This is a genomic window from Candidatus Methylobacter oryzae, from assembly GCF_003994235.2.
Classification (GTDB): domain Bacteria; phylum Pseudomonadota; class Gammaproteobacteria; order Methylococcales; family Methylomonadaceae; genus Methylobacter_A; species Methylobacter_A oryzae.
In genome coordinates, this window is the sequence record NZ_RYFG02000115.1 from 83139 (window position 1) to 103408 (window position 20270).

Below are 20270 nucleotides of genomic sequence, written 5' to 3' on the forward strand. Positions count from 1 at the left end.
TCGAGTATTCCATATCTCTGACCATGTCAGACCTAAACCAAAAATCCAGAACCCAGTTCAATAAGCTGCAAAAAAAATTGCGGCACACGGTCGGCGATGCGATTGCCGATTACAACATGATCGAGAACGGCGACAAGGTCATGGTGTGCTTGTCCGGCGGTAAGGATTCGTTCACATTGTTGGACGTCCTGATGCATTTGCAAAAAACCGCACCGGTTGAGTTTGAACTGATTGCTGTTAACCTCGATCAAAAGCAGCCCGGTTTTCCGGAGCATGTATTGCCGGAATATCTTGAATCGTTGGGAGTGCCTTATCATATTATCGAAAGAGACACTTACAGCGTGGTAAAGCGGGTGATTCCCGAAGGCAATACCACCTGTGGATTATGTTCGCGTTTGCGCCGCGGCACCCTTTACGGTTATGCCGAAGCGAATAACGTCACCAAAATTGCTTTGGGCCATCATCGCGACGACATACTCGAAACTTTTTTCCTGAATATTTTTTACGGCGGTAAATTAAAAGCGATGCCGCCCAAGCTGTTGAGTGACGATAAAAAGAACATCATTATCAGACCCTTGGCATACACCCGAGAAAAGGACATCGAACGTCTTGCGGTATTTAAAAACTATCCGATTATTCCGTGCAACTTATGCGGTTCCCAGGAAAATATGCAACGCCAAGCCATGAAGGCGATGTTAAGAACATGGGATAAACAGTTTCCCGGACGATTGGAAACCATCTTTTCCAGCCTGCAAAACGTCGCGCCTTCACAATTGGCGGATACGCAGTTATTTGATTTTGCCGGGTTAACGCGCAGCCGGCAAGCTGATGAAGAGCAGGTTATGACATTTATCGCCAGGGATGGTGTGTATGCTGCAGGCCAGTCGGGAACTGGTGCAGCGATCGCCAGGGATGGTATTCATGCCGCTTGCCAGTCGGGAACTGATTCGGCGAATGCCGGGTTGGACGTATTGGCGCAGTGACCTGCATTGTCCTTTTTACCGATTTTGGCCCGTCCGGACCTTACGCCGGGCAAATGGAGTCGGTGCTAAGGCTGGCAGCGCCGAATGTTCCTATTATCAATCTGTTGAGCAATGCTCCGATAGCAGATCCTCGATTGAGTTCCTATTTGTTGGCCGCATTGCGCTACAGTTTTCCGGCCGACAGTATTTTTTTGTGTGTTGTTGATCCAGGCGTTGGCAGCGAGCGCCGGGCAGTGGTTTTACACGCTGACGGACAGACTTTTGTCGGGCCGGATAACGGCTTGCTGAATACAGTTGCTTTGCAGTCTCAAAACACGCAATGGTTGGAAATTGTCTGGCACCCGCAACATTGTTCGATGAGTTTTCACGGTCGGGATATATTTGCCCCGATTGCCGCCAAGCTGGCTGTCAACCAAGCAGATGATTCATTGCTGCCATTTGAGCGAAACGAGTTATGCGATTGGTCCCAGGATTTAGCCGAAGTGATTTATTTCGACCACTACGGCAACGCAATGACCGGATTGCGTTATCGGGAAGACTTCATTGGCAAGGTTTTAAATATTAACGGGATTGTAATCAGGCAAGCCGATACTTTCAGTGATGTCGGAGCACTGCAAGCATTCTGGTACCAAAACTCCAGTGGATTGGTCGAAATTGCAGTCAATAAAGGCCGTGCAGAGCAGCAGTTGGCTTTGAGGTTGGGAATGCGGGTCGGTTTTTCATCTATTTTCTGAACATGGCCGACTTTGGTGGCGTGGTTAAAACTGCAACTAATTCCTTAACTTAATAGCTTTAAGCCGGTAACTTGGGATGAACAGGTTCGGCTTATAGTTTATAATTGCCCCCCTAAAGTTTTTCATCGACCAAATGCCGATACCCGCACTTGGTCCCGACTGTCATTGGTTAAATACACCTCATGCAAGAAATAAATCCGATCAAAAACAAAATAGCCGACTTAAAAAGCCGTGGCGATGCGCTTAGGAGGTATCTTTGACTTTGACGTCAAGAGTGAACGTTTAGTCGAAGTTTTAAGAGAGCTGGAAAACCCGAAAATCTGGGATAACCCGGAAGAAGCGCAGGCATTGGGCAAAGAGCGCACGCAGTTGGAAGCTATCGTCAACACCATCAACGAACTGGAGCGCGGCCTTGCCGATGCGGAAGAACTGTTGCTGATGGCGGTTGAAGAAGGCGATGAGGAAACGGTTCAAACAGTCGTCGACGATTTGGAACACTTCGAAAAAAGAGTGGCAGACCTGGAGTTTCGCCGCATGTTCTCAGGCAAAATGGATGCCAATAACGCGTTTTTGGATATACAGTCCGGCTCAGGCGGCACAGAAGCCCAGGATTGGGCGTCAATGATCGAACGCATGTATTTGCGTTGGGGTGAGCAGAAAGGTTTTAAAACCGAACTGATTGAAGAGTCGCAAGGCGATGTGGCCGGCATCAAAAGCGCCACGATCAGGTTTGAAGGCGAATATGCGTTCGGCTGGTTGCGCACCGAAACCGGCGTGCATCGCTTGGTCAGAAAATCGCCGTTCGATTCAGGCAATCGCCGTCATACTTCGTTTGCCTCCGTATTCGTATCGCCGGAAATCGACGACGACATCGACATCGACATCAATCCAGCCGATTTACGGGTCGATGTTTACCGTGCCAGCGGCGCCGGCGGCCAGCATATCAACAGGACCGAGTCGGCCGTGCGTATCACCCACAATCCGAGCGGAATCGTTGTGCAATGTCAAAGCGACCGTTCACAGCATAAAAACCGCGATACCGCGATGAAGCAATTGAAAGCTAAATTGTACGAGCTGGAAATGCGTAAGCGTAACGAGGCCCAGCAAGTATTGGAAGACAGCAAGTCGGATATCGGCTGGGGCAGCCAGATTCGTTCTTACGTTTTGGATCAATCAAGGATTAAAGACTTGCGCACCAGCGTTGAAACAGGCAATACCCAAGCGGTTCTGGATGGCGATTTGGATCAGTTTATCGAGGCCAGCTTGAAGAGCGGTTTATAGAGCCGTTGTGAATAAAACTGAGCTTGAAAATTTAGCTGCACTCAGAATAAAAGAGGCCGGTGTTCTTTTAACTGCGGATTGTTATCAGGGGGCCTACTATTTGGTAGGCTATGCGGTGGAATGTCTATTAAAAGCCTGTATTGCCAAGCAAGTTAAAGAGTTCGACTTTCCAGATAAAAAACTCGCCAATGACTGTTACACCCACAAGCTTGCCGATCTCGTTATTACTGCCGGGTTGAAACAGAAACTAGCTGAAGAAGAAAAACGAAATAAAGAATTCAAATTAAATTGGGCAGTTGTTGTTGAATGGTCAGAGGAGTCTCGCTATAAAGGCGCCATTACAAAACCAGAAGCGTATGATCTTTTTACTGCAATTACCGACAACGAATCAGGAGTATTGCCGTGGCTAAAGAAATTTTTATGACGCAATGGTTCTCGGATGAGATGCTTTTAGCCGGTGAGTCTTTGATAAGGCAATTAGACGCAAGCGATGCAAAAGTGCAAGCCGCTTTTTGGTTATTGGATGCCGAAGATAAAACTTGGAAATTGACAATAGTTTCGCCGCTTGTTGAAAGCGAAGGACCTAGAAGCTATTACAAGCGCATTAATGACATTAATGAGTCTGCCAGGCCTGATGAAAAAGTGATTGCGTTGCACGACATTAGTGTAAGCGATACTAATAACCGTATTGTCAAAGCGATAAAACGCAGTGTTTTAGGCGACGACGCTATGCTTGGAAATAATAGACTTGGCAGGAATACGCTAGGGGGGGTTTATATTGAAGATATGTACCTTTATCGAATGGACTGGGTTTTACTTGGAAATAATGTTCCTAGCGCAACAACGAAGAATGCTGCCCCACCTCTAAGTCCTTAGGAAAAATTGATGTGATGCAGTCAGCCACTTAATTCTATGGATGAAATAAAAAGATTATTTTAACTTTATAACTATTAAATCATGTCAGAAATCGAGCACGACGAACAAGAACAAATCAGACAACGCCGCAGCAAATTGAACGAGTTGCGTGAGAATGGCGGTATTGCCTTTCCTACCGATTTTCGCCGCAATGTAGTTGCGGGCGAATTGCTGGCCGAATACAGCGAAAAATCCAAGGAAGAACTCGAAGAACAACCGTTGCGGGTGAAGCTGGCCGGACGCATGATGACCCGCCGGGTGATGGGTAAAGCCAGTTTCTGCCATATTCAGGACATGTCCGGAAAGATTCAGCTCTACGTAACTCGCGACGCGCTGCCGGAAGGTTTCTACAACGAGCAGTTCAAGAAATGGGATATAGGCGACATCGTCGGCGCGGATGGTGTATTGTTTAAAACCCAGACCGGCGAACTCAGCGTTAAAGTTGACGATATTCGCCTACTGACCAAAGCTTTGCGGCCGTTGCCGGAAAAATTTCACGGTATTGCCGATCAGGAAATCAAATACAGACAACGCTATCTGGATTTGATCATGAGCGAGCAATCGCGTAATACCTTTTTGACCCGCTCGAAGGTCGTCGCGTATATTCGCCAGTTTTTGATTGAGCGTAATTTTCTGGAAGTTGAAACGCCGATGATGCAAATGATCCCCGGTGGAGCAACGGCGCGTCCTTTTACGACTTTTCATAACGCGCTGGATATGGAACTGTACTTGCGTATTGCGCCGGAATTGTATTTAAAGCGCCTGGTTGTCGGCGGTTTTGAACGGGTGTTTGAAATTAACCGCAACTTCCGTAATGAAGGTTTATCGACCCGTCATAACCCCGAATTTACGATGCTGGAGTTTTACCAGGCTTATGCGGAATACCATGAGTTGATGGATTTAACCGAAGCGATGTTGCGCGGTGTCGCGATGGAAGTGTTAGGGCAAACCATGATTACTTATCAAGGTGAGCAATACGATTTCGGCAAGCCGTTCGAGCGGATGACCGTGGTCGAGTCGATTCTGCATTTTAACCCTGAGTTAACAGCGGAAAATCTTGCCGCCCGCGAAGCCGCCGCTGAAGTGGCTAGAAAGCTGAACATTCCGGTCAAAGACGGCTACGGTCTAGGCAAAATCCAAATTGAGATTTTCGAGAAAACCGTCGAAAGCCGGTTGATGAATCCGACGTTTATTACCGCGTATCCGGTTGAAGTGTCGCCGCTGGCAAGACGCAATGATAAAGACCCGCATGTGACCGACCGTTTTGAGTTTTTTGTCGGCGGCCGGGAAATTGCCAACGGTTTTACCGAGTTGAACGATGCCGAAGATCAGGCTGCGCGTTTCCAAAAACAGGTTGAGGAAAAAGAGGCCGGTGACGATGAAGCGATGCATTTCGATGCCGACTATATCGTCGCGCTGGAACACGGCATGCCGCCCACCGCAGGCGAGGGCATAGGCATCGACCGTTTGGTGATGCTGTTCACCGATGCGCCGTCAATACGCGATGTACTGTTGTTTCCGCATATGCGGCCTAAGGGATAAGTGGCAGCAGGATACCGATCAATTCACCACGAACGACTGCAAGGATGCAGGAGGTGGAGCAACCCGCTCCTGCGTTGCTCTCGATTGCTGTTCCCGACGCAATTCTACCTCCTGCTTTCATGCAGCTGTTCGTGCCTTCGTGGTGCATCTGTATAATTTTTGTTATATCAGTCAGAAACAGTCCTTCAAACGCCTGATTTCTGCAAAAACTTCCACCGGCGTTTTATTTACCATCTTAATAGTTTCCCGCAACGTTAAACTGTCTTCCCTGAAAAACGGGTTAGTCGCAAGTTCTTGTTCTATCGTCGACGGCACTGTCGGCAGCCGGTTCGCTCTCAATTGATTGATTACTTCCATTCGTTGTCGTAACTGCCGGTTATCCGGTTCTACCGTTAGCGCAAACCGGCCATTGGTTTGGGTATATTCATGGGCGCAATAGATTTGCGTGGAAGAAGGCAAGGTCTTTAATTTCTGCAATGAATGCCACATTTGTTCGGCAGTGCCTTCAAACAACCGCCCGCAGCCCATCACAAACAGCGTATCTCCGCAAAACAGCGCGTTGTCGTCAGCAAAATGATAAACAACATGACCGCTGGTATGGCCGGGAGTCGATATAACTTTAGCTGTATGTTTGCCAAGCATTACCACATCGCCGTCAACAACGCCGCGATCAAGGCCGGGGATTCTATGCTGGTCCGAAAGCCCTGCAATAACCGTGCAGCCGGTAAGTTGTTTCAGCTCCAGATTGCCGCCGACATGGTCGGGATGATGATGGGTATTTAGAATATAAGTTAATTGCCAATTATTTTGTTCCAGAACATCCAGAACCGGCTGGGCAACAGCGGGATCTACAGCAGTGGTTTCACCGGATACAGGGTCATGGAGCAGGTAGATGTAATTGTCGTTTAGGACGGGCAGATGGAGGATGGTCAGCATGTTTTAGCTCTTACTGGCGGCAGGTTAAAGAATCATTAATCGAGAGGTGATAAATATGCTTTATCCTAACATAGAGCCATTGACTGGATAGAGTCATAAATATCGCTAAGCGGGAGCGGACTGCTGTTTTTCGCGGCCCGAGAGCGAGTTAAACCAGTCGCTATATTGGATGTTGGGCATAAAATTATGCCCAACATAGAGTTCTTTCGCAGTAGGAAAGTATTTATTCCTGCAATATCGTTAAGCGCAAAACTTCTCAACCTGAGCCAGAATTCCTTGTGTATCGAGACCGCACAAGGCCAGTAATTCTTCCCTTGTACCTTGCTCGACAAAGCTGTCCGGCAGGCCGATATTCAGCACCGGCATTAGGATTTGTTGCGCTTGCAGAAAGTCGTTGACGGCACTGCCGGCGCCGCCGGCCAGTACGTTTTCTTCGACAGTAATCAATACTTCATGAGTCTTGGCTAACTCAAGCACCAGTTCGGTATCGATGGGCTTGACGAAACGCATGTTGATCACCGTGGCTCCCAGTTGTTTGCCGGTTTCCATCGCCGGAGTAACCATGCTGCCCCAAGCCAGGATCGCGATGCGGCTGCCTTGATGGCGCACTTCGGCTTTACCTATCGGCAACGCTGTCATCGTCTTGTTGACCGCCACGCCGGGGCCTTTGCCGCGTGGATAGCGCACCGATGCAGGGCCTTCATGCAAAAAGCCGGTATAGAGCATTTGTCGGCATTCGTTTTCGTCGGCAGGCGCCATGACCAGCATATTGGGGATGCAGCGCATATAGCTATAATCGAAACTGCCGGCATGGGTTGGGCCGTCGGGACCGACAAGACCTGCGCGGTCCAACGCAAACAATACATCCAAGTTTTGCAGGGCGACGTCGTGGATCATCTGGTCGTAAGCCCGTTGCAAGAATGTCGAATAAATCGCGACGACCGGTTTGGCGCCTTGGCAAGCTTGTCCGGCAGCCAGCGTTACCGCATGTTGTTCGGCAATCGCAACGTCAAAGTAGCGTCTTGGGTAACATTCCGAGAATTTGACCAGCCCGGAACCTTCACGCATAGCAGGCGTAATGCCCAATAAGCGTTCGTCTTTTGCCGCCATGTCGCACAGCCACTCGCCGAATACTTCGGTGTAAGTCGGATGCGGGGAGGGCGCTGATTTAGGCAGGCAATCCTTGGTCGGATCGAAAGCCGGTACGCCGTGATAAGCCAACGGATCTTTCTCCGCCGGCGGATAACCTTTGCCTTTTTGCGTGACGATATGTAAAAAGCGCGGCCCGGTAATATGTTTCAGGTTTTCCAGCGTCGATACCAGCATATCGATGTCGTGGCCGTCAATCGGGCCGATATAGTTAAAACCCAGCTCCTCGAACAAGGTGCCCGGCACGATCATGCCTTTCATATGCTCTTCGGTGCGTCGAGCCAATTCCCAGACGCTGGGTATGCTGCTCAAGGCTTTTTTACTGCCTTCGCGCATCGACGAATAGAATTTACTGGACAAAATCTTGGTTAGGTAATTATTCATCGCACCGACCGGCGGCGAGATTGACATGTCGTTATCGTTCAGTATCACCAGTAGGTTGGCGTCCAGAGCGCCTGCATGATTCATTGCCTCAAACGCCATGCCGCCGGTGATGCTGCCGTCGCCGATGATTGCGACCATTTTCTTGTCCTCGCCTTTTAACTCGGACGCAATCGCCATGCCCAAGGCAGCGCTGATCGAAGTGCTGGAATGGCCGACGCCGAACGCATCGTATTCGCTCTCTGCCCGGTTAGGAAATGCGGATACACCGTCCCGGGTACGGATAGTCGTCATCCGTTCTTTACGGCCTGTCAAAATTTTATGCGGATAAGCCTGATGGCCTACATCCCAGACCAACTGATCGGACGGCGTATCGAATACGTAATGCAAGGCTATCGTTAATTCAACTGTACCCAGGCCGGCGGCAAAATGGCCGCCGGAAATGCTGACGGTATGGGTTAAATATTCGCGCAGTTCTGCCGCCAAAGGCTTAAGCTGGCTTTTCGACAGCTTGCGTACATCGGCAGGGGTATTGATGTCTTTGAGCAAAGGATAGTTTTGTAATGTATTCATATTAATAAAGAGGTTCGCGATAGAACATCAGGATGATGCCAATCTGAAACAGAGCGGCAACAGAAATAAAACCGGCAATATCCTTGCCCGGTCTGTCCAATTTTAATTCCAGCCAACGGCCACAGGCCAGAATCAGGGAAAATATCCCCATCATAGTATGACCGACCTGGATAAGGAAGGCGCTTTTGGGTTGAAAGCCCACATGGGAATGCGTAAGCAACATTAAACCGCCAAAAGCCGCCAGCAACGGGAAAATAAAAGGCAGTTTGCTGTCCGGATTTTTGGTTATCCGGGCGCTCAGTTCCATAATGCCGAGCACAAATACCAGTAAAGTAGCAATCCGGTGCTGCAGTACTTCACCATTATTGAAAGTGCTTTCCCAAAAGCCGATGGGGCCTAAAGGCCAAGTTTCGGCATCGCTACGGAAAAACAGGAAAATACCGAGCAGTACAAAGCCCAACGGCCAGTATTTGAATTTTTCGAATCCCGGTTTTTGAACATAGGACAACATTGCAAAGAAGCTCATCACGGTCAGGAAAATGCCGGCGATATTGTGGTTATAGTTCGACCATTCGGTTGCTGCCAGCGAAGGAATCTGGCCGACAATTGCGACTCGTCCTGCTTCGCCGGCAATCAACGCGGTATGCGTAGGCGAGCTGGTTCGTGGTATCTGCGGGTGGAAAGTGTTAAGAACCTCCTGCCAGCTTGCGGTCAGGCTTGGAATATCTATGGCCGGAGGCTGGGAAGCGAGGCTGGCTGCAGTAAAGAGCAGGGTGACCAAAACAAAGGTTTCCGCTTCGACGTAATAAGGCACGCGGTTATTTAATGCGTGACTGTTGCCGGAAAAACCGAATTCCAATACGGCGGACCTATTCAACCACGCAAATCCCAAAGCGATGGCCATTAACGTAATCTTTACCATCAATAGATTGCCGTAGCCGGTGCCGATCAGGCCATTCCAGGTATCAATATATTGCAGTGCAATCGGCAAGCCTGAGATCAAGATCATCGCGACCGAGGCTATGCCGAAAGCGGAGAATCTTTTTAGCAATAATGTCCATAATGTCTCCGGAACTTGCTTGCCGTTACGCAATAGCCACAGATTAACCAATTGGAAAACGCCGCCTATCCAGGCTGCTGCGGCCAGTTGGTGAATAACCGTCAGCGACATCAACGTAACTTGATTTTCAAAACGGCCCGCGCCATGAACCAGCCATGCTCCTGAAATAACCATCGGCAGGGCTGCAACGCCGGCGGTAAGCCAATGCTGTTTGGAAAAAGAATTTTGGCTCAGGTATTGGTAGCAATAGCCGGCCAAAAATACAGTCAGCACGGTACGAATGATGCCGCCTATGAATTGCACTGTGTCGGCGAATTCAGGAAAAGGCCAACGCTCAAGCACGGCTGTCATCAGCCAAACTTTAAGGATGATTTTGAATAGTTGAGCCGCAGCCAGCCAAAAACCGCCTTTATAGAGAAGGGCAACGGTTCTTTGCAATAATGCGGATGAGTATCCGTCTTGGTAATGCCACGGACGCAATACAAAAATCCCCCAAAACAGGCCGCCGATGATTAATGAATAACAAATCAGGTCAACCCCGCCAATAAGAGAATCGAGAAAATCAGCTATGCCGGCCATTGCTAACTCCTATTGGGAAACGGAAAAGTGAATAACGTCTTCAGTCAAATGACCGTCAGCCGCGAAGATTTTGAATCTGAGCGCATAATCGCCGGGTTCCAGCGGCGGAACATGGATAATAATCTGGCCTTGCTTGCTGCCGGCGTCGCTTTGTAACAATTGGTGCTTATCGCCTTTACTGACCAGGAAGATTTGCGACAAACTCAGTTCTATATGGGAATTAAACGATAGTTCGACGTTTGCCGGGCTGTTGGCATGAATCGGCGTCATTTTTAACGAATAGTCGGTTATCACCGCATGAGCGGCGGCCCAATGTGCTTGGCACAATGTTAAAAATAATAAAATGAATTGAAATGACTTTTTCATTACTTTTCCAGTCTGTAACTATTTACGGATGTAGACTATTAATAATGGAGCACGGATATAACTGATAAACACGGATAAAGCTGAGTTGGGCGGCTTGCCCGCTCAAACGAAACTTATGCCCTTTGGGTATAAAGCTGAGTTGAGCGGCTTGTCCGCTCAAACCCTACTTATGCCCTTTTGGGGTATAACAAAATCCGTGTAAATCCGTTTAATTCCCGTCATCCGTGTTCTATTTCTTATTTTTTTCCTTTCAATGCATGACTCGCCAGATTCTTGCCTAAATCCCATATCGAGCCTGGAATTTGGTGAGTATCGGCAATAGCTTTATCGAATGAGTTGACGATAGTGTCGCGGTCTTTTTGCGTTAGGTTTAACGGCGGCAACAGTTTAACCACATTCATGCCGTGTCCTGCGACCTGGGTTAATATGTGGTGCTCTTTAAACAAAGGAATCGTGATCATTTGACAGAACAAGCCTTTGTTGGCGGCTTCCAGCATCGCCCAGGCGGCTTTGAGTTTCAGGCTCTTCGGCGATTGGAATTCAATCGCAATCATCATGCCTTTGCCGCGCGCTTCTTTCAGGAACTCATATTTGCCTGTCATCGCGTTCAGGCTGTCGATAATGTCGGTGCCGACCTTCATGCTGTTTTCGACCAGTTTTTCGTCTTCCATCACATGCAGCGTGGCAAGTCCGGCCGCCATCGCCATATTGTTTTTGGAGAACGTGGAGCCATGCACGACAGCCCGGTCCATACGGTTGTAAACGGTATCCATGATTTTCTGGGTGATAGCGACTGCGCCAACCGGGACAAATCCGCCGGACAAGGCTTTGGCCATACAGATCATGTCAGGTTTGACGTTCCAGTGGTCGATGGCCCAAAACTTTCCGGTACGGCCCAAGCCGGTTTGAACTTCATCGGCAACAAACAGCGTACCGTATTTTTTACACAGGCGTTCGACTTCCGGCAAATAATTGTCGTCAGGTACGTTGACGCCTTTGCCCTGGATAGGTTCGACGATAAACGCGGCCACGTCTTTGCCGCTTAAAGCTTCTTCTAATGCTGCCAAATCGTTGAATGGAATGGCGCTGCAACCGGGCAGCAACGGGCCAAAACCTTCGCGGAAAATGTTTTCGCCGTTTAATGACAGCGAACCCATGGTCAAGCCATGATAGCCGTGTTCGCAAAAGACGATTTTTTCGCGCTTGGTGGTATAGCGGGCGAATTTGATTGCCGCTTCGACGGACTCGGTTCCGGAATTGCAGAAGAACATCTTGTTCAGGTTGTCCGGCGTGGTTTTCAGGATTTCCTGCGCCAGCAATCCGCTCAGTACCGATACGTCCATTTGCACCAGGTTCGGCAATTCCAGCGTTAAAGTCTCGGTTAACGCGCTGACAACGGTTGGATGATTGCGGCCGATCGCGAATACACCGAAACCGCTCAGCAAGTCAAGGTATTCGGTACCTTCCTGGTCGTAGAGATATTGTCCGACAGCCTTTTGGTAATGGCGGTCATAACCAATGGTCTTTAACACTTTGACCATTTGGGTGTTTAAATGCTGTTCGTGCAGATCGAATTTATCAGTGCTGTGTTGAGAAAAAAGTTCGGAGATGCTGAATGACATTAGGTACCTCAAAAAATTAAATGCTTTTGCCGCTAAAAGCAGGCAGGACTATTAAAGAACACATCACTGTGAAAGTAAGGCCGATGGCCAATACTAAACCCATGCTTGCCATGCCCTGGTGAGCGGTGAAGGCAAGGCTTGAAAAACTGCACAAGGTGGTTATCGAGCTGAAAATAATGCCTCGGGTGGTGCTGCTTTGCAGCAAGTTTTCATCTTCGCACGAATTGGAATGGTGCCTGTGCATGATCAGGATGCTGCTATCGATGCCCATGCCCAGCAGCAAGGGCAAGGCGATGATATTGGCGAAATTGAAAGGGTTATCCAGCAATACGTTAGTTGCGCCGGTCAATAAGGCGGCCAGCAGCAATGGCATGATAATCAATAAGGTTTTTTTGATGCTTCTGTACATGAGCAATAATAACATCACAATCGCAACAAAGGCACCGCTAAAGGCTTTAATAAATGCGTTGACTATCGCGTCGCCGCCGGCTTGATTGATAATCGGCAGGCCCGACACATTGCTGTCAACGGTTTGTACTTGGGTCACGAATTCTTTCAGGTTATCCGCTTGGTTTTGGTCTTTTTCAGGCATGATCAGGACTCTATAAAGGCCGCCGGCGCTAAGCCAGTGCGATTTTATTTCCTGCGGCAAGTCATCCAGGCCGAATGGAATTGCGGTCAAGCTCGTTCTAAGACGTTCCAGCGTAAACGGCAGCAAACCCAGGATATTTTTTTCCAGCTGTACGTAGCCTGCTGCCGGCGTTTGCGTGCCATCGATCTGGGCGATGAATGCATCGATGCGCTGTTGCAGCTGCTGTAAGGTTTGTTCAGGCACATTAGGCGATTTTTCGGAAATAGCCTTTTTAAGCGCGTCATTGAACTTAATCAATGCGTCTCGCTGGTTTGCCGTATCGAGTGTGTTGTCGAAATTTTTGAGTTGTCCGCCCAGCATCAGATTTAAATCTTCAATCGTTGCCAGCTTTTCGTCCTGATCTTTAGCGACAAAGCTTTCCAGGGTTATTGTTTGATGGACTGAGGGTTGCTCCGCCAGTTGGCCGGTAATTTTGTTTGCCGTTTCAAGGCTGCTTGCCAGCGCGGTCAACGCAAAAGGCGAGTCGGTTTTGGACGTTAACAGCTCTTTAATCGTTACGACCGATTCGCTGTTGGGGTCCCTGAGATTGATCGGATTGTAGTCAAAGCTTAGGTCTGTTAATACGTAGCAGGCGCCGATGCCTAACAAGATCGAAACGATTTTAATGCCTGTCGAAAAGCGGAAAGGAAAGGTAATGATAAATTTCGGGGTTAACGGCGAGCGTATCGGCTTTACGTTTTCAACCGAAAAAACGCAAAACAGCGCCGGCAGCACAGTCAGCGAAATAATCAGGCCGATAAAGATGCCGCCGCCGGAAATAACGCCGAGTTCGGATACGCCGGCATAGTCCGTTGGTATAAAGGCGAAAAAACCGATCGCGGTGGCCAATGCGCATAAGAACAAAGACGAGCCGACGTCGCGGATGCTGATCAGGATCGCTTCGCTGTTCGATAGGCCGTCGGCTTTGCCTTCACGGTAGTGCAGGCAAATGTGTACCGCGTAATCGACGCCCAACCCGATATATAAACTGGCAAAGGCAATTGAAATAACGTTTAAGTGGCCGACGGTAATGGCTGCGAACCCGGCCGTGAATATCAAGCCCATGACCAGAACGATATAGGTTGTAATCAATAATTTTACCGAGCGCAGGCCTATCCATTGCACTCCGAATACTAAAATCAACGACAGCACCCCTGACAGGGTGGCGCCTTTGGTCACGCTCTCCAGTTCTTCGTGTTCCAATGCGGTTTCGCCGGTCATGCGGATATTGACCGAAGGATTCTCCGCCATGATAGCGCGACTGATGTCGCGCGCTGCCGATAGCGCGACATCGGCCGGCAGCATTTCATTAAAATGCATTTTAGGTTTGGCGATAACGATAGTCCGGTTAAATGTTTTTTGTTCGTCCGGCTTGTTCTCGGAAAGTATGTTCTGCCAGGATAAATAGTGCGCTTGGCCGTTTAACTGGTTTTTCAACACCTCATCAATCGCAAACAATATTGGGTTCAAGTCCATGGGCAAGGCATTGTCATGGCGGTTTAGCGCTTGGCCGATAATGCCGAATAAGCCTTCGAGATGATAATTTTGAGCCAAATGGCCTATAAACGGCTGGGCATCGGTCAGTTTTTTGGCAAACTTATCCAGGTCTTTCCGGTCGAGATAAAGCAATGCCTGTTGCCTGAAAAAAGCATTGTCGGTGGGTATGTAGGCGGAATCAAAACGATCGTCTGCCAGGTTTAGCTGCTCGCTAAGCTTGACGGCAGTCTGCGAGGATTCTTCCGGCGTACCGGCTTCAACGACAAAAATAATGGTCGTCGCGTCTTCGGGAAATGCCTGGTTAAAGTGCGCCTGGTTTTGCTGAAACGGCAAGTCGGGTGACAGCATTTCAGCGGTGTTGGTATTAATTTCCAGGTTCTTAAGCGTGTAGTACAGCGTGCCGCCGCACAGTAAAAGCGACAGCAATAGCAGCGTCCATGGGCAGCGCATGATTTGCCGCTCGCACCAGCTGATCAGGGTGTTAAAAAAAGATGACATGTCGATTATCGGTCTTGGCTGGCTAGAGCGGTCAAACGGTCGAGCTGTTTGGCGACCGATTTCAATGTGTTTTTGGCGGCGTTGAAATGTAGGCCCAGTTTGATAAGGCCGGGTAATTCGGCAGGGTGTAGCGCAAGAAATAGCAGTAACTTGGCGAGAACGATGTCGCCTTGATCATTAAGGGAATGATTGATAGCTTTAGGTAAATCCATGCCGGCCGGATCGGCAATGGTTCGGATAGCTATAAAAGGCACATTGTTTTGCCGGGCGACTTTTGCGACGGCAATGCTTTCCATATCCACTGCAATGGCGCCGGTTTGGGTGTGCAAATGCTTTTTATCCGCGGCTGCGGCCACAATGCCAAGGCTTTCAGCTAAACTGCCGGTATGGATTTTTAGACGGGTTGAGAGCAGGTTTTTAGCTAGCTCGAACCAGTCATTGTGAATGCGGATTTGATTGGCTTCGGCATCGATCAGGGTATCGGCCAAGACCAGGTCGCCGGGGATTAGGAATTCGGTCAGCGCGGCAGCGCATCCCCAGCTGACTAGTTGCGCGGCGCCTTGCGCAATCAGTAATTCGGAAGCTGCGCGGGCATTATCGGCGCCTGCGCCGGAATAGGCGAGTACGATTTTATCGCTAATAAAAACACAGCACCCCTTGCCAATTTTCTTTGAGGTCAGGGTGCTGAGTTCTTCCGGTAAAGCAACGACAATGCCGGTGATCAATTTTTATCGCCAGGGATGGTGTGTATGCCACTAGCCGGTAGGGAACCGGCGTGGCGATTAAGCTCGTTACGATAGCGAGCCAAGGCCCAAAGCGGGAAGAATTTGTCGTAACCGTGGTATTTCAGGTAAAAAACTTTCGGAAAACCGGGCGCGGTAAAACATTCGTCATTCCATACGCCGTCAGCTTTCTGGTTGCGCAACAGGAAATCAATGCCTGCTTTTACTTCGTGGCTGTGAGCTTCGCCTGCGGCCATCAGCGCCAAAACAGCCCAAGCTGTCTGGAACGCGGTGCTGAAACGGTATTTCCCGCTATGGCTGGTGTCGTGGTAGCTGTAATTATCTTCACCCCAGCCGCCATCCCCGCGTTGTACGCTTTTTAGCCATTTTGCGGCTTTGGTAAACATCGGGTCGGTTTTAGGCAGGTTGGTTTGCTCCAGTCCAAGCAATACCGACCATGTGCCGTAGATATAGTTAGTGCCCCAGCGGCCAAACCACGAGCCGTCTGCTTCCTGTTCACTACGCAGGTATTCGATAGTACGTTCCAATGCAGGTAAATATTCTTCATGATCCTGCGCTACTCTGGCCATCAGCATCGCGCACCGTGCGCTAACATCGGATGTAGGAGGATCTAATAGCGCGCCATGATCGGCAAACGGGATTTCATTCAGGTAGTAATAAGTGTTGTCAACGTCAAACGCGCCGTAGCCGCCGTTCTTGGATTGCATGCCGACTATCCAGCGTGTTGCCCGGTGTATTGGTTCATCCATATGTGGCAGATTGGACTCCGCCATCGCAAAGGCCACTACTGCCGTATCGTCGACATCGGGATAATACGGGTTTTCAAATTGAAACGCCCAGCCGCCGCCTGCTAAGTCAGGCTTGGAAATCCGCCAATCGCCGGGTTCGTCGGATAATTGCTTGCTTTTAAGCCAATCGTAGGCGCGAGCCAAGCTTTGGCTGTTGCCGGTTTTGTCGGCTTCCTGTAGAGCCAATGCCGCGAGTCCTGTGTCCCAAACCGGGGAGAGGCAAGGTTGGCAATAAGCGTCATGCTCATTAATAACCAATAATTTATCGATAGCTTTACGGGCGGTGACGACGTGATGATGATCGGCAGGCATACCCAACAGCAGCATGGCTTCGTAAGCGTTGACCATGGCCGGGAAAATCCCGCCCAGCCCGTCTTCGCCGTTCAGGCGCTCAATAAACCAGTCTTTGGCTTTTTCAATCGCCAATTCATGGGCTTTTTTCGGAATCAACGGACGCGTTACCCGTCCCAGTTTATCCAAGCCTAGAAATATCTTATTTAAAGTTGTTCTTTCGGGAAAATAGTGCTTTTCTTCGTCAGGATGAGTGATGAAAAGTTCCAGTATGCTAACTTTATTAGGATTTTTAGCTGTTGCCTTTAAAGTGCAAAGAATAAATAACGGTACCATAACGGTTCTTGACCAATACGATACTTTATCCAGGTGGAACGGAAACCAGCTCGGAAACAGCATGATTTCAACCGGGATATACGGAACGCCGCGCCAAGGCAGCTGTTCAAAAGTCGCCAAGGCAATGCGCGTGAATACGTTGGCTTTGGCTGCGCCGCCCTGGCTGAGAATATAGTTTCTCAAGCGCGTCATATGCGGCGTGTCGATAGAATCGCCTGCCATTTTTAACGCGTAATAGGCTTTAACGCTGCAACTAATGTCGCCAGGGCCGCCGGTAAACAACGGATAACTGCCGTCTTCGGATTGGCGGGGCCTTAAATAATTGGCAATTTTGGCCTGAAGCGCTTCATCGATTTCGCCCAGATAGTGCATCATCATGATGTATTCTGATGGAATCGTGCAGTCCGCTTCCAGTTCAAATACCCAGTAACCGTCTTCGCTTTGCAGGCTTAATAATTTATCCTGCGCTTTGCTAATGGCGCGTTCGAGGTCGGATGCATGGTTGCCGGCGGTAGATGAACTGGAAATAGTGCCGATAGTTATCTCTGAGTTGGCTTCGTTAAACATAAGTTACGTCCTTAAAGTTTTATGTTGTCTTTTGAGGATTGTGTTGAATATGTCCAGTCAGGCGTCTTGAGTTCGCGACTTGTCAAATTGAAAAGTAAGTTAAGCATGGCGTTGCTACGTCCGGTCAATCGAGTGGCAAGAATCGTTGCTTTAACGCTGTTGCGGGTGATTTTGACTTGGTCGGAATGGGTGAAATCCAGGTTTTGTTTAATCTTTTTTAAGGTCAAAACGGCCATTCCCAGCGCCCAAAGGCAGAAATTACGGATGCCGGTTTCGTGGGAAGGAAGCAGTTGCGTATACCTTAATGCATTGTGTAAATGACCATGAGCAATGCCGATCAGGTGTTCCAGGCCCTTTCTGAAGTTTTTGTTATTAGTTTCCGGTGTCAGGTTCTTAAGATCAAACCCCGTTTCCGTAAAAATATCCTGAGGTAACCAGCAAACGCCGCGTCCGGCGTCATCCCAAATATCTTTTAATATGTTGGTCATCTGCAAGCCCTGGCCGAAAGACACCGACAGCTTAAGCAATTCGTCTTTGTGTTGTGCAATTTCCGGTGAGTAATGGCAAAAAAGCTTGGCCAGCATTTCGCCGACGCAACCGGCAACGTAATAGCAATATCTGTCCATATCGGGCAGCGTTGCAAGTCCGCCGTGCAGGTCTTGCGCTTGAAAGATAGGCATGCCTTCCGCCATCGTTTCCACGCAGCAAGCGAGCGCTTCGATTTGCTCGGGCTCAAATTTATGCGTGATTTGAATAACCCTCGGCAGTACGTGTATCAAGGTATGTTCGGCCGGGATGGTTTGCTCGGAAAGCAGCGGCGCCAGATCTACGGCAAACAGCTCTGCATGGTTGCCGGTTTTAACGACCTGAATAAATTCGGAGCAAAAATATTTTTTTTGTTGCGGCGATAGGGAAATTTCATCTTCTATGGTGTCGACGATCCGGCATAACAGATAGGCATTAGCGACAGCGCTATACAGCTTTTCCGGCAGTTGCGGGATGGTTAGCGCAAATGTTCTGGAGACGCCTTCGAGCAATACGGCTTGAAATTGATCGTCAGATAATTTGCTGAGTGATTTTGGGTTATCCAAAGATAGTTGAGTGTCACTCATGGTATTTTTGATGTCGACGTGCACGGTTAATTCAAATTAATAAATGGCAATAATAGACTGTTTGTTGGTATTTTGCAAAGCAATGTTGTTTTGTTGCAAATATGTGAATTCGACGTTTTGTTAGTGAGGTTTATTTTTAATAAAAATAACAGCTTATGGTTATTTTGGGCGTGTTTTGCCGAACGTCTAAAGATGTTATTTGGGTAAGGTATTTATATCTCTATATTATAAAACTGGAGTCCCCAGTTAAAAAATAGTATTCTAATCACAACAGGTAAGCGCTTGTATTATATAACAGGCTTGTCGATATTCCTTAAATTCCACCTTTAAAAAATGCTAGGTTGTTGTATTTTTGTGAATATTATTTGCTTGTTGCTTTATTGGTACATTTTTTTCTTTCCGTACATGTGGTTGTCAAGACGGTCATTTATAATGGGCGTCATTTAGTTTATTAAGGTTTTTTGGAGGGTTTGCTTGTGGGAGTTCCTTTACGTCAGCAGTTGACTGTAGGTAGTTATTTGATTAAGCAGAAGTTGAAAGGAGCTAAAAAATATCCTTTGGTGCTAATGCTTGAGCCTTTGTTCCGTTGCAATTTGGCCTGTGCAGGCTGCGGTAAAATCGATTATCCCGATGATATTCTCGATAAGCGTCTTTCGTTTGAAGAATGCATGCAGGCCGTGGACGAATGCAGTGCGCCGATGGTGTCTATTCCTGGCGGAGAGCCGCTTATCCATAAAGAAATGCCGCAAATTGTTGAAGGCCTTATCGCGCGGAAGAAATTTGTTTACCTTTGCACCAATGCCCTGTTATTGAAAAAGAGAATAGACGATTATAAACCGTCCCCTTATCTGACATTTTCAATCCATTTGGATGGTATGCAGGAAAGGCATGATACCTCCGTGTGTCAGGAAGGTGTTTTTGAACGGGCTGTTGAAGCTATAAAGCTGGCGTTGAAAAAGGGCTTTAGGGTCACCGTGAACTGCACTTTGTTTCAAGGTGAAAGCGCCAAGGAAGTTGCCGACTTCCTGGATTATGCAATGGAACTTGGCGTGGAAGGCGTAACGATTGCTCCGGGCTTCAGTTATGAACGTGCGCCTCAGCAAGATGTATTTATAAAAGGCAGCGATGTTAAAGACTTATTCCGGGGGATTTTCAAAATCGGTAAAAAACGTAAGTGGAAATTAAACCATTCGTCGCTGTACCTTGATTTCCTGGCCGGTAACCAAAGTTACAATTGTACGCCGTGGGGCAATCCTACCCGCAACGTGTTCGGCTGGCAAAAACCCTGCTACTTGTTGGCCGATGAAGGCTATGTGCAAAGTTTTCAAGAACTTTTGGATACTACGCCCTGGGATAAATACGGCACTGTTAATAATCCTAAATGCGCAAGTTGCATGGCGCATTGCGGCTATGAAGCAACTGCCGTTGAAGATATGTTAAGCCATCCTATAAAAGCATTGCTGACATCCATCAGGGGCCCAAAAACCGAGGGGGCAATGGTACCGGAAGCCACTCCTCAGTATGCAAAAGAAAAAGTGTCGTCAACCATCGCAGGGATTCCTGTGAGGGTAGAGGCTGTCGATTAAAATTTATTTAGGCTAAAGGCTAAAGGCTAAAGGCTAAAGGCTAAAGGCTAAAGGCTAAAGGCTAAAGGCTAAAGGCTAAAGGCTAAAGGCTAAAGGCTAA

Annotated in this window: 15 protein-coding genes and 1 pseudogene; 7 read left to right on the plus strand and 9 right to left on the minus strand. The window is 48.5% G+C overall.

What is annotated here, in order from left to right:
* Positions 1-23 precede the first annotated feature (23 nt).
* The 6 genes and pseudogenes from ttcA to lysS form a co-directional block, all read left to right on the plus strand.
* Positions 24-833, plus strand: a pseudogene (gene ttcA / locus EKO24_RS18075) (tRNA 2-thiocytidine(32) synthetase TtcA); the annotation flags it as partial.
* 146 nt (positions 834-979) lie between these two features.
* Positions 980-1717 carry an SAM hydrolase/SAM-dependent halogenase family protein gene (locus EKO24_RS18080; protein ID WP_127027629.1) on the plus strand — a complete coding sequence of 246 codons (738 nt, stop codon included), beginning with the start codon at positions 980-982 and terminating at the stop codon, positions 1715-1717.
* 182 nt (positions 1718-1899) lie between these two features.
* A protein-coding gene (gene prfB / locus EKO24_RS18085) for a peptide chain release factor 2 (RefSeq protein WP_127027630.1) occupies positions 1900-2998 on the plus strand; the annotation gives its coding sequence in 2 pieces (ribosomal slippage) (positions 1900-1974 and positions 1976-2998; 1098 coding nt in all).
* 7 nt (positions 2999-3005) lie between these two features.
* Entirely contained in the window at positions 3006-3422 is a 417-nt protein-coding gene (locus tag EKO24_RS18090) for a DNA-binding protein (protein ID WP_127027631.1), read from the plus strand.
* A complete protein-coding gene (locus EKO24_RS18095) occupies positions 3401-3874 on the plus strand; it encodes a hypothetical protein (RefSeq protein WP_127027632.1) in 474 nt (157 codons plus the stop codon). Before EKO24_RS18090 ends, EKO24_RS18095 begins: the two co-directional genes overlap by 22 nt.
* 81 nt (positions 3875-3955) lie before the next feature.
* On the plus strand, positions 3956-5455 hold the full coding sequence (gene lysS, locus EKO24_RS18100) for a lysine--tRNA ligase (RefSeq protein ID WP_127027633.1): 1500 nt from the start codon (positions 3956-3958) through the stop codon (positions 5453-5455).
* Positions 5456-5626: 171 nt separating this feature from the next.
* On the opposite strand, the gene gloB is transcribed toward lysS, so the two are convergent.
* The 9 genes from gloB to EKO24_RS18145 form a co-directional block, all read right to left on the minus strand.
* On the minus strand, positions 5627-6391 hold the full coding sequence (gene gloB, locus EKO24_RS18105; RefSeq protein WP_127027634.1) for a hydroxyacylglutathione hydrolase: 765 nt from the start codon (positions 6389-6391) through the stop codon (positions 5627-5629).
* 240 nt (positions 6392-6631) lie between these two features.
* Positions 6632-8494: a 1-deoxy-D-xylulose-5-phosphate synthase gene (dxs, locus tag EKO24_RS18110; protein WP_127027635.1), complete on the minus strand. Its 1863-nt coding sequence runs from the start codon at positions 8492-8494 to the stop codon at positions 6632-6634.
* Between the two features lies 1 nt (position 8495).
* Positions 8496-10133, minus strand: coding sequence for a copper resistance D family protein (locus EKO24_RS18115; protein ID WP_127027636.1), 1638 nt, complete (start codon positions 10131-10133; stop codon positions 8496-8498).
* 9 nt (positions 10134-10142) lie between these two features.
* A complete protein-coding gene (locus EKO24_RS18120; protein WP_127027637.1) occupies positions 10143-10499 on the minus strand; it encodes a copper resistance CopC family protein in 357 nt (118 codons plus the stop codon).
* A gap of 236 nt (positions 10500-10735) precedes the next feature.
* Positions 10736-12121, minus strand: coding sequence for an aspartate aminotransferase family protein (locus EKO24_RS18125; RefSeq protein ID WP_127027638.1), 1386 nt, complete (start codon positions 12119-12121; stop codon positions 10736-10738).
* 16 nt (positions 12122-12137) lie between these two features.
* The gene (locus EKO24_RS18130; protein ID WP_241674646.1) at positions 12138-14747 is read right to left on the minus strand and encodes an MMPL family transporter; all 2610 of its coding nucleotides are present in this window, start codon (positions 14745-14747) and stop codon (positions 12138-12140) included.
* A gap of 5 nt (positions 14748-14752) precedes the next feature.
* Positions 14753-15472 (minus strand): phosphorylase family protein, encoded by a 720-nt coding sequence (locus tag EKO24_RS18135; protein ID WP_127027639.1) that lies wholly within the window; start codon positions 15470-15472, stop codon positions 14753-14755.
* Complete coding sequence (shc, locus tag EKO24_RS18140) at positions 15469-17472, minus strand: squalene--hopene cyclase (protein ID WP_127027640.1); 2004 nt, start codon at positions 17470-17472, stop codon at positions 15469-15471. The genes EKO24_RS18135 and shc overlap by 4 nt, the downstream gene beginning before the upstream one ends.
* Positions 17473-17483: 11 nt before the next feature.
* Complete coding sequence (locus tag EKO24_RS18145) at positions 17484-18584, minus strand: phytoene/squalene synthase family protein (protein ID WP_127027641.1); 1101 nt, start codon at positions 18582-18584, stop codon at positions 17484-17486.
* A gap of 476 nt (positions 18585-19060) precedes the next feature.
* Here EKO24_RS18145 and hpnH point away from each other — a divergent pair, with 476 nt between their 5' ends.
* Positions 19061-20170 (plus strand): adenosyl-hopene transferase HpnH, encoded by a 1110-nt coding sequence (gene hpnH, locus EKO24_RS18150; protein ID WP_127027642.1) that lies wholly within the window; start codon positions 19061-19063, stop codon positions 20168-20170.
* Positions 20171-20270 lie beyond the last annotated feature (100 nt).